Origin of the sequence: Streptomyces sp. NPDC050504 (genome assembly GCF_044458065.1) — a bacterium.
Taxonomy (GTDB): Bacteria; Actinomycetota; Actinomycetes; order Streptomycetales; family Streptomycetaceae; genus Streptomyces.
Window position 1 is genome coordinate 469,762 of the sequence record NZ_JBITHO010000002.1, and the last position, 13,656, is coordinate 483,417.

Annotated in this window: 15 protein-coding genes; 10 read left to right on the top strand and 5 right to left on the bottom strand. The window is 73.2% G+C overall.

Going from position 1 to position 13,656, the window contains the following annotated elements:
- Positions 1–515 precede the first annotated feature (515 nt).
- The gene (locus tag ACIBNE_RS07905) at positions 516–728 is read right to left on the bottom strand and encodes a DUF397 domain-containing protein (protein WP_399270581.1); all 213 of its coding nucleotides are present in this window, start codon (positions 726–728) and stop codon (positions 516–518) included.
- On the bottom strand, positions 703–1,554 hold the full coding sequence (locus ACIBNE_RS07910; protein ID WP_399270582.1) for a helix-turn-helix domain-containing protein: 852 nt from the start codon (positions 1,552–1,554) through the stop codon (positions 703–705). Before ACIBNE_RS07910 ends, ACIBNE_RS07905 begins: the two co-directional genes overlap by 26 nt.
- Positions 1,555–2,267: 713 nt before the next feature.
- On the opposite strand from ACIBNE_RS07910, the gene ACIBNE_RS07915 reads away from it, so the two are divergent.
- The 5 genes from ACIBNE_RS07915 to ACIBNE_RS07935 all read left to right on the top strand — a co-directional run bounded on the left by ACIBNE_RS07915 (position 2,268) and on the right by ACIBNE_RS07935 (position 6,676).
- The gene (locus ACIBNE_RS07915) at positions 2,268–2,624 is read left to right on the top strand and encodes a hypothetical protein (protein ID WP_399270583.1); all 357 of its coding nucleotides are present in this window, start codon (positions 2,268–2,270) and stop codon (positions 2,622–2,624) included.
- A gap of 5 nt (positions 2,625–2,629) precedes the next feature.
- On the top strand, positions 2,630–3,139 hold the full coding sequence (locus ACIBNE_RS07920) for an NUDIX domain-containing protein (RefSeq protein WP_399270584.1): 510 nt from the start codon (positions 2,630–2,632) through the stop codon (positions 3,137–3,139).
- 217 nt (positions 3,140–3,356) lie between these two features.
- Entirely contained in the window at positions 3,357–5,063 is a 1,707-nt protein-coding gene (locus ACIBNE_RS07925; protein ID WP_399270585.1) for an LAETG motif-containing sortase-dependent surface protein, read from the top strand.
- A gap of 114 nt (positions 5,064–5,177) precedes the next feature.
- Positions 5,178–5,837 (top strand): RNA polymerase sigma factor, encoded by a 660-nt coding sequence (locus ACIBNE_RS07930; RefSeq protein ID WP_399270586.1) that lies wholly within the window; start codon positions 5,178–5,180, stop codon positions 5,835–5,837.
- A complete protein-coding gene (locus tag ACIBNE_RS07935; protein WP_399270587.1) occupies positions 5,834–6,676 on the top strand; it encodes a hypothetical protein in 843 nt (280 codons plus the stop codon). Before ACIBNE_RS07930 ends, ACIBNE_RS07935 begins: the two co-directional genes overlap by 4 nt.
- A gap of 405 nt (positions 6,677–7,081) precedes the next feature.
- Here ACIBNE_RS07935 and ACIBNE_RS07940 read toward each other — a convergent pair whose 3' ends face one another.
- On the bottom strand, positions 7,082–8,116 hold the full coding sequence (locus ACIBNE_RS07940; protein WP_399270588.1) for a DUF3027 domain-containing protein: 1,035 nt from the start codon (positions 8,114–8,116) through the stop codon (positions 7,082–7,084).
- 311 nt (positions 8,117–8,427) lie between these two features.
- Between ACIBNE_RS07940 and ACIBNE_RS07945 the strand changes: the two genes are divergently transcribed.
- From ACIBNE_RS07945 to ACIBNE_RS07960, 4 genes are read left to right on the top strand one after another with little or no spacing between them, the layout of a single operon-like run.
- Positions 8,428–9,774: an MFS transporter gene (locus ACIBNE_RS07945; protein ID WP_399270589.1), complete on the top strand. Its 1,347-nt coding sequence runs from the start codon at positions 8,428–8,430 to the stop codon at positions 9,772–9,774.
- A 27-nt stretch (positions 9,775–9,801) separates the two neighbouring features.
- Positions 9,802–10,308, top strand: a complete 507-nt coding sequence (locus ACIBNE_RS07950; RefSeq protein WP_399270590.1) for a DUF2771 domain-containing protein — start codon at positions 9,802–9,804, stop codon at positions 10,306–10,308.
- Positions 10,309–10,319: 11 nt separating this feature from the next.
- Positions 10,320–10,949 (top strand): futalosine hydrolase, encoded by a 630-nt coding sequence (locus tag ACIBNE_RS07955; protein ID WP_399271267.1) that lies wholly within the window; start codon positions 10,320–10,322, stop codon positions 10,947–10,949.
- Positions 10,942–11,805: a 1,4-dihydroxy-6-naphthoate synthase gene (locus ACIBNE_RS07960; protein WP_399270591.1), complete on the top strand. Its 864-nt coding sequence runs from the start codon at positions 10,942–10,944 to the stop codon at positions 11,803–11,805. Before ACIBNE_RS07955 ends, ACIBNE_RS07960 begins: the two co-directional genes overlap by 8 nt.
- A gap of 326 nt (positions 11,806–12,131) precedes the next feature.
- Here ACIBNE_RS07960 and ACIBNE_RS07965 read toward each other — a convergent pair whose 3' ends face one another.
- A complete protein-coding gene (locus tag ACIBNE_RS07965; RefSeq protein WP_399270592.1) occupies positions 12,132–12,515 on the bottom strand; it encodes a cold-shock protein in 384 nt (127 codons plus the stop codon).
- 153 nt (positions 12,516–12,668) lie between these two features.
- On the opposite strand from ACIBNE_RS07965, the gene ACIBNE_RS07970 reads away from it, so the two are divergent.
- A complete protein-coding gene (locus ACIBNE_RS07970) occupies positions 12,669–12,914 on the top strand; it encodes a hypothetical protein (RefSeq protein ID WP_399270593.1) in 246 nt (81 codons plus the stop codon).
- Between the two features lie 43 nt (positions 12,915–12,957).
- Here ACIBNE_RS07970 and ACIBNE_RS07975 read toward each other — a convergent pair whose 3' ends face one another.
- Positions 12,958–13,602, bottom strand: a complete 645-nt coding sequence (locus ACIBNE_RS07975) for an HAD family hydrolase (RefSeq protein ID WP_399270594.1) — start codon at positions 13,600–13,602, stop codon at positions 12,958–12,960.
- Positions 13,603–13,656: the final 54 nt, after the last annotated feature.

Here is a 13,656-nt window from a genome sequence, read left to right on the forward strand (position 1 = left end):
GTGGTTGACGCGCCCGAAGGTATCGCGTGTGCGGGGGTGCGCCTGCCCGGGAGGGGGCGGGGGTAACGCGTGGCGCCTCGGTAGGGGGCGGGGTGCGGCGGGGGTGCGGGGTCCTTTTGGGGTCCCGTTGCCCGGGGGCGCCGTTTTTGCGCAGTTCCCCGCGCCCCTTGGGTGGATGGGGTGATCCGGTCACGGGGATGGATTGCCCGGGGGGCCGGGGGCGCTCCAGGGTGCACTCCTCAGATCACGAGCCGGAACCGTTTCCAGTCCTGGATAGCCCGGGTCTTGGCTCGTGCTCCTGCGGGGAGCACCCTTCCGACCCCCACCCCGGGGTACCCATACGATCCCGGTGTGATCGGGCCCCGTCAGGGGCGCGGGGAACTGCGCGAGGGTGGGGCACGCGCGCAACGTACCCACGCGCCCCGGGCCCTCCCGCGCAAGCGGTGCGCGCCGCCCGGCAGCAGGAAGCCCCGCCGTCCGGGGAACGGCGGGGCTTCGGCTGCTGGAAGGGTGCCTCAGCCGTTGTGCCGGGCGAAGTCCACGAACGCGGACCAGGCGGTGGCCGTCACCGTGAAGTGCGGCGCGGCAGGCGTCTTGCTGTCCCGGACCGGTACTCGACCGGTGGCCGCCGCGTACTCCGGCGCCCACTGAACGCACTGGCCGCCCTGACCGTCGCTGTACGTACTGCTGACCCAGCGCGTCTCACGCGGGGCTTGCGTGTTGCTCATTCGCGTGTTCCTCCATGATCGAACGGATGAGGCGCAGCGACCTGACTTCGGACTCCGCCGACGCGCGCAGCCGGTCGTACATGGCTGTCCCGGCGCGCACGCCAGACACGGAATCCGTCACGTACCCCTGCCCTACCGCCTCTGAATACAGGACCTTCGCTCCATCGGGTTGCGTAAGCAGGGTAAACGGCAGGCCGCTTGGGGGAGCGCCTGCCCCGAGCCGCCAAACTTGTAGCGTGACGTGGGGGCTGGCGGCCAGTTGCAACAGATGTTGCAACTGGCCTTCCATGACGGAAGGGCTTCCGACGACGGCACGCAGTGCAGCCTCATGGACGATGACCCACAAGAGCGGTGGATCTTCCCGCTCAATGGTCTCCGCACGACGTAGACGGGCTTCCACTCGTGCTTTGATCTGCTCGTCTGTCTCACGCGGATGCGCCGCTCGATAAACGGCCTCCGCGTACTGCCACGTCTGGAGCGCGCCCATTACAAAGGCCATGGAATAGTCCTCGACCAGAGCGGCAGTCTTCTCCAACTCGACGTACGGTACGAACCACTCGGGATGGCCGCCTACGTTGCTCAGCCGTTCCCGAAGCCGCGCGTACACCCCCGGCGTTCCGGCCGCCTTGTCGAGGGCGTCCGCGAAGGGTGCCGAGGCGAGGACCAGGCCGTTCTCCACCTTGCTGATATGCGACTGCCCGTAGTGGATCACTTCGGTGAATCCGTCTTGGGAGTACCCCAAGGCTTCGCGCAGCCGCTTGGCCTCTTCCCCGAAGTACTCCGCCGCGTTGGATGGTCCGTCTGATCCGCCGACGGTTTCGTTCACCTGTTCAACTCCCATCTATTCCCTACCCGTTGGCATGGGTCGGCCCCTTTTGAGCGTACGCGTGAATTGCCATGGTGGAAGTCCGATCAGTAAATGGACCGCCAGCGGAAAGGTGTGGTGCTGGACCATGGAAAGCGCCCTCATGCGAAGCAGACACCAGCTCCCCCGGCACGTGTACTGCGCCGAGGTGGTTGCCACGGGGCCCGTGGACGGCGGGACGGTTCGGGTTGTGCTCGGGGCTTTTCGGAGTCCGTACGTGGGCTTGGTGGTCAGGTGGCTGGTTGTTCAGGCGCATCGGGTGGCGGACGGGCTTGATCCCGCTCCTGATGTTCGGTGGGTTCGTCCTGGGCATCGGGGTGTGCTGGTGTCGTCGCCGGAGTGGGACCGGTTGCCGAGTGCTCCGGGTGCGTTGCGTGCCTGGTGTGCGGACCGGGTGGGGCGGCGGGTGGTGTGCGGGCGGCTCCGGGAGGGGCTGCCGGTGGTGGTCGAGGTCGCGGACCACACGGGGACGTACGCGTTGCGTGTGGTGCCGGTACGGGTGCGGCGTACCGGTCGTGCGCTCGCCGATGCGGGGCGCATTCCGTGAGGTACGCGCGTACCGCCCTGGTCGTGGTCGCCGTGTTCGCCGCGTGGGCGGTGGTCGGGTGGCTGCTCGCCGTGCCCCTCGCCCGCCCCTGACCCCTGTCTCTGAATCGTCCGAGGAAGAAGCCCCTGTGACTCAGTGCCATGCCCTGCTCGTGGCGTCCGCGCTGGCGGAGAGCGCCGTCGAACTGGCGGGAGGCGGTGACGTTTCCGAGGACGTACCTTCCCTCCTCACCTGCGAGTTGGACGACAAGCACGCGGGCGCGGATCACGCGGCGCTCGTGCTGTTCCTGCCCGGACCCTCGGGGCGCGCGGTGTGGGTGCGCTGGCAGCGGTTCGATCCCCGGCTGTCGGTCGTGGACCCCTGCGCGGGGGAGGAATCGGGCGGCGACGTCTGCCTGTTGTTCGCCGAACATCCCGGAGGCCATCTGTGGCCCGAGGACATCGACCCCGTACGGGGAGCCCACCCCTCTGAAGAGAACGGATGAAACTCATGGCGCATGCCGACATCGACCCCGCCCGTCCGCCCCGCCGCCGTATCGGCGCGGTGGTACTGGTGCGGGACCAGGACGGGTCCGTACTCCTGGTGAAGCCGACGTACAAGCACGCGGACAACCGCCTCGGGTGGCAACTCCCCGGTGGGGGCGCGCATCCGGACGAGACCGTGGCGGCGGCTGCCGCGCGGGAGCTGTACGAGGAGACCGGGCTGCGCCGCCACATCTCGCACGCGCTGATGATCGACCAGATGCCCGCCAGCGAGGACAGCGCCGAGGGGATCAACATCGTCGTCGACGGGGGCATCCTCACCCCGCAGGAGGCCCGTGCCGTGCGCCTTCCGGAGAGCGCCGTCGCCGAGCTGTCCGCGCTGCGGTGGGTGCCCATGGGCGACCTGGACAAGCACGCCCTGCCGTACCAGGCCGCCCGGATCCGCGCCGCCGCCCGCGCGTACGAGTTCGGCATGCGGTTGCCGCTCTACCGGCGCGGCGAACCCGCCAGGGCGTAGGACGCCCCCGGGCAATCGCCCCAGGGGCCCGACGCACCCGGAAAACGCACCCTCCCCACCCGCCCGAAAATATTTCTGAAGTCACCTGCAACCCCCGTGGGGGTCGCACGTCTATCCCAATGAAGGCAGCGATACGGCCAACGGCACCGGGGGGAACCGGGACGAGGCCCAGCAGCCCGCTTTTCCACAGGTCCGACACGCCAGGGGGTCCCGCACCATGAAGACGCACCTTTCGTCCCGATTCATCACCCGTACCGCCGCCATCGCCATCACCGTGGCGCTCTCCGCCATCGCCCCCGCCGCCGTGGCGAACGCGAGCACCGGCGCGGTCGCCGTCACCGCCAAGGCGCCCGCGTCCGCCCTCGTCACCAACGTCCAGACCGAGGGCGGCTTCACGCTCGGCGAGCGCTCCATCTTCCGCGCCGAGATCCGCAACGGCTCCACCGCTCCGGTCAAGAACGCCACGGGCCTGATCACGGTGGCGTACGGCAAGCACGTCAACGCCGCGCTGGAGCCCGTACCCGCCGACCTCTCCAAGGTCACCGTCGAGCAGGTCGTGAACGGCGAGCGGGTGCGGCTGCCGCTGACGCGGGGTCAGAACGGCGCCCTCCAGGCGACGTACCGCATCGCGGGAACCGTCGCGCCGGGCGGGACCGCCACCGAGCGGTTCGCCGTCCGCATCGAGCGGTCGATCCCCGCGACGGTCGACATGGGCGAGGTGGCCATCGGCGCGTACGCCGACGGCTCGCACGCCGACGCCGTCGGCTTCGGCATCAACCGCAACCCCTCCCACGACACCGGCTTCGACGCGAAGATCACCGGCGTGGACGGCGCGATCCAGCTCGCCCTCGGCGGCAAGCCCGTCGAGTTCGACGTGAAGCTCACCAACCGCTCGGGCAGGGACCAGGCGACGAGCGACTTCTTCTTCGTCATGCCGAAGGCCGCGGACCTGGACCCGGAGCACGTCACCGTCGAGCGGCTCGGCGCGGGCCGCGCCTGGCGGCAGGTGAAGCTCGGCTCGCAGGACCAGTCGGTGCTGGGCAACCTCGACTCGACCGTGCTGAAGAACGGCGCGACCCGCACGTACACCCTCCGCCTCGGCCTCACCAAGCACTTCCCGAAGGCCGTGAAGGGCGGCAGGTTCGCCTTCAACGGGCCGGAGAACACCAACGTGGGCTTCGACTTCACCCCGGGCCGCGGCGGCAGCACCGGCGGGGGCGCCACGGGGCCGGAGACCAACCGCGAGCTGAAGGTCTCCCTCAACCGCGCGGCGGGCGCGGCCGGTTCGGTGCTGGCGCCGGGCGGCGCGGCCAAGGAGCTGACCGCGACCGTCACCAACCGGGGCAACATCTCGCAGCGGCCGCACTTCTTCGTCGAGGTCACGGACGAGAACGCCAAGCGCCGCCTGAAGGCCGGCGAACTCCGCGTCGAGCAGTACGTGAAGGCGGCCGGCTCGGGCTGGAAGCCCGTCCGGCTGGCCGACTCCAAGGCGGGCGGCCACCTCGTGGCCGAGGTCGAGCCGCGCGACGGCCGACGGCTGCCCACCGTCGCGCCCGGCGCGAGCGTCACCGTCCAGCTGCGGATCGCGGCCACCAAGGCCGTCGCGGCCAAGGGGTTCGCGGTGGCGCTCGAAGCGCGCGCCGAGCGCTCCTCGACCCGCGCGTCGCTGCCGTACCGGATCGACGCGGGCAAGACCGCTCAGGGCTCGCACGGCACCACCACCGCCACCACCACCTCGGCGACCGGCACGGGAACCGGTACGGGCGTGAAGACCGCCACGGGCACCGGCACCGGCGCGGACGCGAGCGGGCGGCTGGCGAAGACCGGCGGCGGCAGCTCCACGCCGCTGCTGATCGGCGCGACGGGCATGCTGGTCGCGGGCGGCGCGGGCGCGCTGCTGATCGCCCGCCGCCGTGCGCACTGACGTACGAAAAAGTGTGGATCATGAAGTAGCCTGCGCGGGCTGAAGTCGGTTACGGGGGTGGGGATCACCGGACGCTCCAGCACGAACGCCGTGTGTTCCGGAGGTACCGCCGCCATGACCGCTCCCCTCGCACTGCCGTTCGCCCCGTGGCCCTCGCTGCGGCGACTGCTCGCCGGACTCGCCGCGTTCGCCGCGGGCGGGGCGGGCCGACGGGACGGGGGGCACGGCTCCGCGACCGCAGGGGCGTCCTCCGCTCCGTACGGCCCCAAGCCCACCGTCACCGAGCTGTACCACTCCCACCGCCTGGCGATGGTCCGGCTGGCCGTCCTGCTCGTGGACGACCGGTCGGCCGCCGAGGACGTCGTACAGGACGCCTTCGTCGCGCTCTACAAGCGGCACGGGGAGCACCTCGCCGACGTCGACAACGCCCTGGGCTACCTGCGTACGTCGGTGGTGAACACGGCCCGTTCGGTGCTGCGCCGCCGCAAGACCGCGCGGGAGTACGTACCGCCGCACGAGGCCGACGCGCCGTCCGCCGAGGACCACGCGATCCTCGGCGACGAGCACCGGCGGGTGCTGACCGCGCTCGGCGGACTCACCGGCAGACAGCGCGAAGTGCTGGTGCTGCGGTACTGGTCCGACCTGAGCGAGGCACGGATAGCCGAGACGCTCGGCCTGTCGCGCGGCGCCGTGAAGTCCACCGCGAGCCGCGCGCTGGACGCGCTTGAACGGGCCCTCAAGGCCCAGGAGCTGGAGCCGGGATCAGCGCGATGAGCCCTCACGACAACGACGGCACCGGCCTCGGCGGCCGCGCCCCCACCGAGATCGAGGACCGGCTCACGCGCGCGCTCGCCGCCCGCGCGGACCAGGTCACCCACCACTCGCTGCGCCCCGGCGCGCCGCCCTCGCCCAACTGGGCCGCGCGCGGGCGCGGGCCGCTGGTGCTCGCGCTGGCCGCGGGGGTCGCGGCGGTGGCGCTGGTCGGCGGGGCGGCGGTGTCGTACTTCGACCGGGCCGCGCCCGAGCGGGCGCCGGTCGCCGGGGAGCCGTCCCCGCCCGCGCCGGTCTCCGGGTCGCCTTCGCCGTCGCCTTCGCCGGGCGGGAGCGCGTCGCCCGGCGCGACGGGCTCCCCCGACCCCTCGGGCTCGTCGGGCGCCCCGGACCCGGACGCCCCCGACTCGTCGGAGTCCTCCACCGACCCCGCCTCCCGTACGGTCACGGTCGCGTACGGCACCCGGAACCAGACCTTCGCCCTGCGTACGGGCAGCGGGGTCGCGTCCCTGTCGGCGACGGTCACCAACAACCTCGGCGAGGCGGTGCTCGGCGCGACCGACATGCTCACGATCGTCCCCGAAGGCGGTTCGCTGCGCCCCGGCGACGTGAACGTCTCCGTGCGGGACGGGGCGGGCGGGTGGCGGCCGGTGGGCCGCACGACGCCCGAGGGGTACGAGGCGCGGCTGACCGGCGCGGACGGGGGCGACCTCGGGGCGGGCGCTTCGCGGACGCACGAGGTGCGGGTGTCGCTGGGAGCGGGGTTCCCCTCCGGGGTGGGGCGGCTGAGGGTGTCGCTGTTCAGCGAGGCGGGCGCGGAGGAGTTGGTGTACGGGGGGTAGGGGGGCACCGCTCTTCGCCTGCGGCGGGGCACGCGTCTTTCGCCTGCGGCGGGCAGGCCCCTCCCCGCCCCTTCCCGAAAACCTGCCGGTGGCGAGCCCGCTTACGCGGGATGGGTACGCGCGGCATCTGCCCCACCCTCACGCAGTTCCCCGCGCCCCTGACGGGGCCCGTCCACACCGGGATCGTATGGGTACCCCGGGGTGGGGGTCGGAAGGGTGCTCCCCGCAGGAGCACGAGCCAAGACCCGGGCTATCCAGGACTGGAAACGGTTCCGGCTCGTGATCCGAGGAGTGCACCCTGGAGCGCCCCCGGCCCCTTGGGCAACCAACCCGTGACCGGATCACCCCATCCACCCAGGGGCGCGGGGAACTGCGCAAAAGACGCCGCCCCCGGGCAACGGGACCCTACGAGTGGCCCAGGTCCTCCGGCGGCGCGTCGGACGCCTCCGGGACCGAACCCGAGTCCCGCTCGGGCCGCAGCACGAACGCGTCCACCCGCATCGAATCCAGCACGTGCTCCGCCGGCCGGGTCGGCTTCGGCATCACGGCCGCCTCCGAGTGCCCACCGCACCCGTACGCCAGCGACACGACACGCCCGTCCGCGGGACCGAACTCGTTCGCGCACACGCCGAACGCCTGCCGCAGCGACCCCGCGAGCGGCACCAGGAACGCGCACGACACGCACGACGCGGGCGCCGCCTGGGCCATCGGGGTCTTCGGGCCGAACGCCTCTTCCCAGCGGTCGGCCGCCGAGTGGAGCCCGTACCGCGAGAGCACCCGCGCCCGGCGCATGCCCAGCTCGTCGGCGAGCGCCGCGATGGAGCCCCGGTCCGTGGCAGCGGCGGACGGCCGCGTCGTCAGCACCGCGTCCTCGGATTCGAGCACCCGCTCGACCGCGTCCCCGGCACCCGGGGCAGCCGCGTCAGAGCCGACCGCGCCCGAGCCGACCTCACCCGAAAGCGCCGCGGCCTCCGCGGCTTCCGCGGACACCGCGGAATTCGGCGGCGGCTCCTCCTCGCCCGTGTACCCGGGTTCGAGCCGCAGGTCCTCCGCCTCCGTCGGCAGCAGGTCCCCGGGGCCCATGTCGCCCGGCCGCAGCCGCTCGCTCCACGGCACCCACTCGGGTGCCAGGAGGGCGTCCGCGCCCGGCAGCAGGACCGCCTCGTCGAGCGTGACGACCTTCGCGCGGGACGCGCGGGCCACGGTCACCGCCCAGCGCCAGCCCCGGTACCCGGGCTCCTTGCACTCGAAGAAGTGCGTGACGACCCGGTCACCCTCGGAGACCACCGAGACGTGCTCGCCCACCACTCCGGGCGCGGCGGCCTCCTCGGCCGCCTCGCGGGCAAGGTCTACCGCCTCGGCGCACAGCCGGTCGGGTACGGGCGTACGGGGGGCACGGGCAGTACGGGCAGTACGGCTTCGCGTCGTCGCAGCACTCACAGGTCTCGCTTCTCTCCATACGCCGTCTCACGAGCGCGCCGGACAGTCGGCTGTTCCGTGCGGGTGGTGGCGGGCGGAGCGGACCTGAGGGCCGCGTCGACGTCCGCGCACCCGCGATGACTGACTCGGGCGCACCTTCTGGCACCCATTCTGCTGGATGACGGAGAGGCGCGCGGCCAAGAACAACCGCCGGTGGCGCGCTACGCACGCTACCCCCTCAACCGCCCCCCGCCCACATGCCCGTCCGAATCCCGGTTCGGAGAACGTGATGGAACGTGATGGACGGCGGCCTGTTGGGGCACTATGACGGGGTGGCAGCCGCAAGGTCGTCGGACGGACCCGGGGCCCTCGCGAGGGCGGGCCGGGCGGTCGGGCGCGCCCTCCACCTGCCGTTCACGGGCACGGCGAAGGGCATCAGAAAGGCGACGCACGCGCACGGCGCGGGCGAGTCGGGCCTGGGCAAGCTGATCGAGCTGCACGCCGTCAACGGCGCGGGCGACGTCATGATCACGGTGGCGCTGGCCTCGACGGTGTTCTTCTCGGTGCCGACCGACGAGGCGCGCGGCCGGGTCGCGCTCTACCTCGCGATCACGATGGCGCCTTTCACCCTCCTCGCGCCGGTGATCGGCCCGCTCCTGGACCGGATCCCGCACGGGCGGCGCGCCGCGATGGCGGGCGCGATGCTGGCGCGGGCCCTGCTGGCGCTGGCGATGTCGGGCGCGGTCGCGACCGGGGGCCTGGAGCTGTACCCGGCCGCGCTCGGCGTGCTGGTCTCCTCGAAGGCGTACGGCGTGGTGCGCAGCGCCGTCGTGCCGCGTCTCCTGCCGCCCCGCTTCTCACTCGTGAAGGCGAACTCCCGGGTCACCCTCGCCGGGCTGCTGGCGACGGGCGCGGCGGCCCCGATCGGCGCGGGGCTGCACAGGATCGGCCCCGAATGGCCGCTGTACGGCGCCTGCGCGGTCTTCGTCGGCGGCACGGTCCTGGCGTTCACGCTGCCGCACAAGGTCGACTCGGCGAAGGGCGAGCGCACCGCGCACCTCGTGCCGCACGGCGGCCGCAAGCCCACGCTGCGCAACGTCGGCCCGTCGGTCCTGCACGGCCTCCAGGCCAACGCCGCGCTCCGCTCGCTCTCCGGCTTCCTGATCTTCTTCCTGGCGTTCCTGCTGCGCGAGCACCCGCTGGCGGGGCAGAGCGCGGCGGTGTCGCTGGGCATCGTCGGCGTGGCGGCGGGGGTCGGCAACGCGTGCGGCACGGCGGTCGGCGCGTGGCTGCGGGAGCGCGGCCCCGAAGTGATCATTGCCACGGTGCTGGGCATCGCGCTGAGCGTCGCGATCTGCTCCGCGGTGTTCTTCAGCGGGATCCTGATGGCGGTGCTGGGCGCGACCGCGGGGCTCTGCCAGGCGCTGGCGAAGCTGTCGCTGGACGCGGTGATCCAGCGGGACGTGCCGGAGGAGGTCCGTACGTCCGCTTTCGCCCGTTCCGAGACGCTGTTGCAGATGGCGTGGGTGGTCGGCGGCGGCATCGGCATCGCGCTGCCGCTCAACGGGGTGCTCGGCATGTCGGTCGCCGCGACCCTCCTCGCGACCGGCGCGGCCATGTCCGTTCGGGGCCTGTTGAGCGCGGCGCGACACGGCACGGCCCACCCGCGCGTGGCGTGAGTGGACGGGCCCGATAGCCTTCGCCCCATGACCGTTGCGTTCACTTCCGGTAAGGGCCGCCGAATCGGCATCGCACTTGGTGCCGTCTCCGCCGGGCTCCTTGTCCTCTCCGCCTGCGACAAGCCGTCGCCGTTCGCGACCGTGACGGTCGGCAGGGACTCCGTGAGCGGCGAGGCCGCCTGCTACAACGACGGCAAGCAGCTGGAGCCCAAGAAGGTCGCCCAGTGCCTCAAGAGCGGCGAGAGCATGACGATCTCGATCGAGGACCTCCAGGAGCAGATCCGCTTCGGCGTGGACCCCGAGGTCGCGGACAAGGGCTGGTCGCTCTTCCTCGACGGCCAGCCGGCCGAGCGCGAGGCGTTCAAGAAGACGTACCGCACCGAGGTCGCCGCCGCCTTCTTCCAGGCCCCGCAGAGCATGACCGGCGAGCCCGGCAAGGCTCCCAAGGAGCGGAAGATCGCGATCGTCGCGGGCGAGCCGAACAAGACCGTCTACGGCATCTGGCAGTTCACCCTCAAGAACAAGGAATCCTGATTCCTCCCCGCATCCTCGTCGTGACCGCGGTCCCCGCAGAGCGGGACGCGGTCACGCGTGCGTTCGCGCCCGGTTTGGCCGAGGTGATCGCCGCCGGGGTCGGCCCCGCGGCGGCCGCGGCGGGCGCGGCGCGGGCGCTCGCGCTGGCCCCGTACGACCTGGTGGTCTCGGCCGGCATCGCGGGCGGCTTCGACGTGCCGCTCGCCTCCGCGGTCCTCGCGGACGCGATCGTCGCAGCCGATCTGGGCGTGCGGACCCCCGAGGGCTTCGCCCCGGTCACCTCGCTGGGCTTCGGCACCGACACGCACGTCCCGCCGCCCGCGCTCGTCCGTGACCTGGCCGCCGCGACCGGCGCCGCGACCGGCCCCCTGCTCACCGTCTCGACCGTGACCGGCACCGCCGGGCGCGCCGCCGAGCTGCGCGCCGCGCACCCGGGCGCGGTGGCCGAGGCGATGGAGGGCTTCGGGGTCGCGGAGGCCGCGGCGCAGGCGGGCGTACCGGCCCTGGAGCTGCGGACGGTCTCCAACGCGGTGGGCCCGCGCGACCGGGCCGCCTGGCGCATCGGGGACGCCCTGGCGGCGCTCACCGAGGCCTTCGGGAAGACGCTCCCCGTACTGGAAGGTTGGCACCGGCATGACTGACCCGGCGAACGGCCCGCTGAAGATCGCGTACTCCCCCTGCCCCAACGACACGTTCGTCTTCGACGCGTGGGCGCACGGCCGGGTGCCGGGCGCGCCGCCGCTGGACGTGACGTTCGCGGACATCGACGTCACCAACGGCGTCGCGGAGTCCGGCACCGGGGACTTCGACGTCCTGAAGGTGTCGTACGCGGTGCTGCCCTGGATCCTCGACGAGTGGGCGCTGCTGCCCTGCGGCGGGGCGCTGGGGCGCGGCTGCGGGCCGCTGGTGCTGAGCCGGGAGCCCGGTCTGGACTTGGCCGGGAAGACGGTCGCGGTGCCGAGCGAGCGCTCCACGGCTTACCTGCTGTTCCGGCTGTGGGCGGCCGACGTGGTGCCCGGCGGGGTCGGGGAGGTCGTGGTGCTGCCGTTCCACGAGATCATGCCCGCCGTGCGGGACGGCCGGGTGGACGCCGGGCTCGTCATCCACGAGGCCCGCTTCACGTACCGGGACTACGGGCTGCGCTGCCTGGCCGACATGGGCGAGCACTGGGAGGCCACGACCGGCCACCCCATCCCGCTCGGCGCGATCGTCGCCAGGCGCTCGCTGGGCGACGACGCGCTGCGGCGGCTCGCCGCTTCCGCGCGCGCCTCGGTCGGGGCGGCGTGGGCCGACCCGGAGGCGTCGCGGCCCTACGTACGCGAGCACGCGCAGGAGATGGACCCGGCCGTGGCCGATCAGCACATCGCGCTGTACGTCAACGACTTCACCGCCGACCTCGGGGACGCGGGGTACGCGGCGGTGCGGGGACTGCTGGAGCGGGCGGCCGCGGAGGGCCTGGTGCCGCCGGTGAAGCCCGGGGCGCTGGACTTCGTCTGAGTTCCGGGCGTGCGGTTCCGGGCGTGCGGTTCCGGGTGCGTACGCGAAGAGGGGCGGGGGGGGCCGCGGGGGGGGGGGCCCCCCCCCCGGCGCGCGCGCCCCCCCCCCCCCCCCCCCCCGGCGCCCCCCCCCCCCCCCCCCCCCCCCCCCCCCCCCCCCCCCCCCCCCCCCCCCCGTAACGTGGGGGGGGGGGGGGGGGGGGGGGGGGGGGGGGGGGGGGGGGGGGGGGGGGGGGGGGGGGGGGGGGGGGGGGGGGGGGCGGGCGGGGGGGGGGCCCCCCCCCCCGGGGGGCCCCCCCCCGCCCCTCTTCGTGCGCGTACGCCAGGTCACACGTCCAGCTGGTCGGCGACCGCGCGGAGCAGGCCCGCGATCTTCTTGCCCGCCGCCTTGTCGGGGTAGCGGCCGCGCTCCAGCATCGGCGTGATGTTCTCCAGGAGCGTCGTCAGGTCCTGCACGATCGACGCCAGCTCGTCCGGCTTGCGGCGCTGCGCGGCCGCGACGGACGGGGTCGGGTCGAGGACGGTCACCGAGAGCGCCTGGTCACCGCGCTGTCCGGCCACGACGCCGAACTCGACGCGCTGTCCGGGCTTGAGCGTCTCGACCCCGGCCGGAAGCACCGACGAGTGGACGAAGACGTCCCCGCCGTCGTCCCGGGAGAGAAAGCCGAAGCCCTTCTCGCTGTTGAACCACTTGACCTTGCCGGTAGGCACGTCTGTCCTCGTCCTCGTACTCGGTGAAAAACGGCTCTGGATAGCACTACAGCGGGTCAACGTTGACCCGCCACCCCCAAGGCTAATGGTCCGCTGGCTGGTGACAAGACGTCGCCGGGTGGTTCCTGCGCCACGGGGAACTACCCTGACCCGGTGACCAGTGAAACCCAGCACGACCAGCCCGCTGCCGGTGATCGGCTTGTTCGCGTCGGTGCGATCGTCTTCCTCGTCGGCGCCGTGGCGACCCTCGTCACGGTCGCCCCGCTGTTCCTCGGCACGGACCCGTTCCCGCCGGTCGCGTACGCGATCTGCATGCTCATGGGGGTCGGCTTCGCGATCTCCGGGGCGGGCGTGCTGAAGTCCGTGGCGGCGCAGCGCAGGCAGGCGCGGGCGTCCTAGCGGGGCTCGGGCCGGGGCTCGGGCGGGGACTTTTCGGGGGCGGTCAGGCCCCGGGCCGGGCCGCGTGCTCCCGCAGCCACTGCGGGAAGGCGCCCAGGTCCGGCAGGACCGTGTCCGCGCCCGCCGCGCGGAGTTCGTCCGCCGAGCAGGGGCCCGTCGGCACGGCCACCGCGTGCGCGCCCGCCGCGTGCGCGCCCCTGACGTCGCCCGTGTGGTCGCCGACGTACACCGAGGCGCCGTACTCGCGCAGCGCCTCGCCCTTCGCCTCCGCCCACAGCCAGCCGATCACCGCGTCCGGCTCGATGCCCAGGTGCGCGAGGTGCAGCTTGGCGTTCGGCTCGTACTTGGCGGTGACGACGATGCTGCGCCCGCCCAGGGCCCGTACCGCTTCGACGGCCTCGCGGGCGCCGGGCAGCGCGGGCGTCGGGGCGATGGCGCGTGTGGGGTAGATCTCGCGGAACCGCTCGGCCATGGCCGGCACGCGCTCCGCGGGGAACCACTCGGAGAGTTCCTGGTCCAGGGGCGGGCCGAGCCGGGTGACGGCGAGGTCGGCGTCGATGAAGGTGCCGCTCTCCTCGGAAAGCGCCTGGTAGACGGCGCGGATTCCGGGGCGCGAGTCGATCAGCGTCATGTCGAGGTCGAAGCCGACGGTGAACCGCGGGGTCTGTGTAGTGGCCATGCGGACCATTGTCCCCAGCCGCCGCGGCAAGGCCGCTGCTTAGACTTAGCCGGGCCTTACCAG

What these genes read in the sequence shown, in the direction of transcription:
- ACIBNE_RS07905 (WP_399270581.1), bottom strand. Translation starts at nt 728, where the DNA reads ATGAGCAACACGCAAGCCCCGCGTGAGACGCGCTGGGTCAGCAGTACG.
- ACIBNE_RS07920 (WP_399270584.1), top strand. Translation starts at nt 2,630, where the DNA reads ATGGCGCATGCCGACATCGACCCCGCCCGTCCGCCCCGCCGCCGTATC.
- ACIBNE_RS07925 (WP_399270585.1), top strand. Translation starts at nt 3,357, where the DNA reads ATGAAGACGCACCTTTCGTCCCGATTCATCACCCGTACCGCCGCCATC.
- ACIBNE_RS07930 (WP_399270586.1), top strand. Translation starts at nt 5,178, where the DNA reads ATGACCGCTCCCCTCGCACTGCCGTTCGCCCCGTGGCCCTCGCTGCGG.
- ACIBNE_RS07935 (WP_399270587.1), top strand. Translation starts at nt 5,834, where the DNA reads ATGAGCCCTCACGACAACGACGGCACCGGCCTCGGCGGCCGCGCCCCC.
- ACIBNE_RS07950 (WP_399270590.1), top strand. Translation starts at nt 9,802, where the DNA reads ATGACCGTTGCGTTCACTTCCGGTAAGGGCCGCCGAATCGGCATCGCA.
- ACIBNE_RS07960 (WP_399270591.1), top strand. Translation starts at nt 10,942, where the DNA reads ATGACTGACCCGGCGAACGGCCCGCTGAAGATCGCGTACTCCCCCTGC.
- ACIBNE_RS07975 (WP_399270594.1), bottom strand. Translation starts at nt 13,602, where the DNA reads ATGGTCCGCATGGCCACTACACAGACCCCGCGGTTCACCGTCGGCTTC.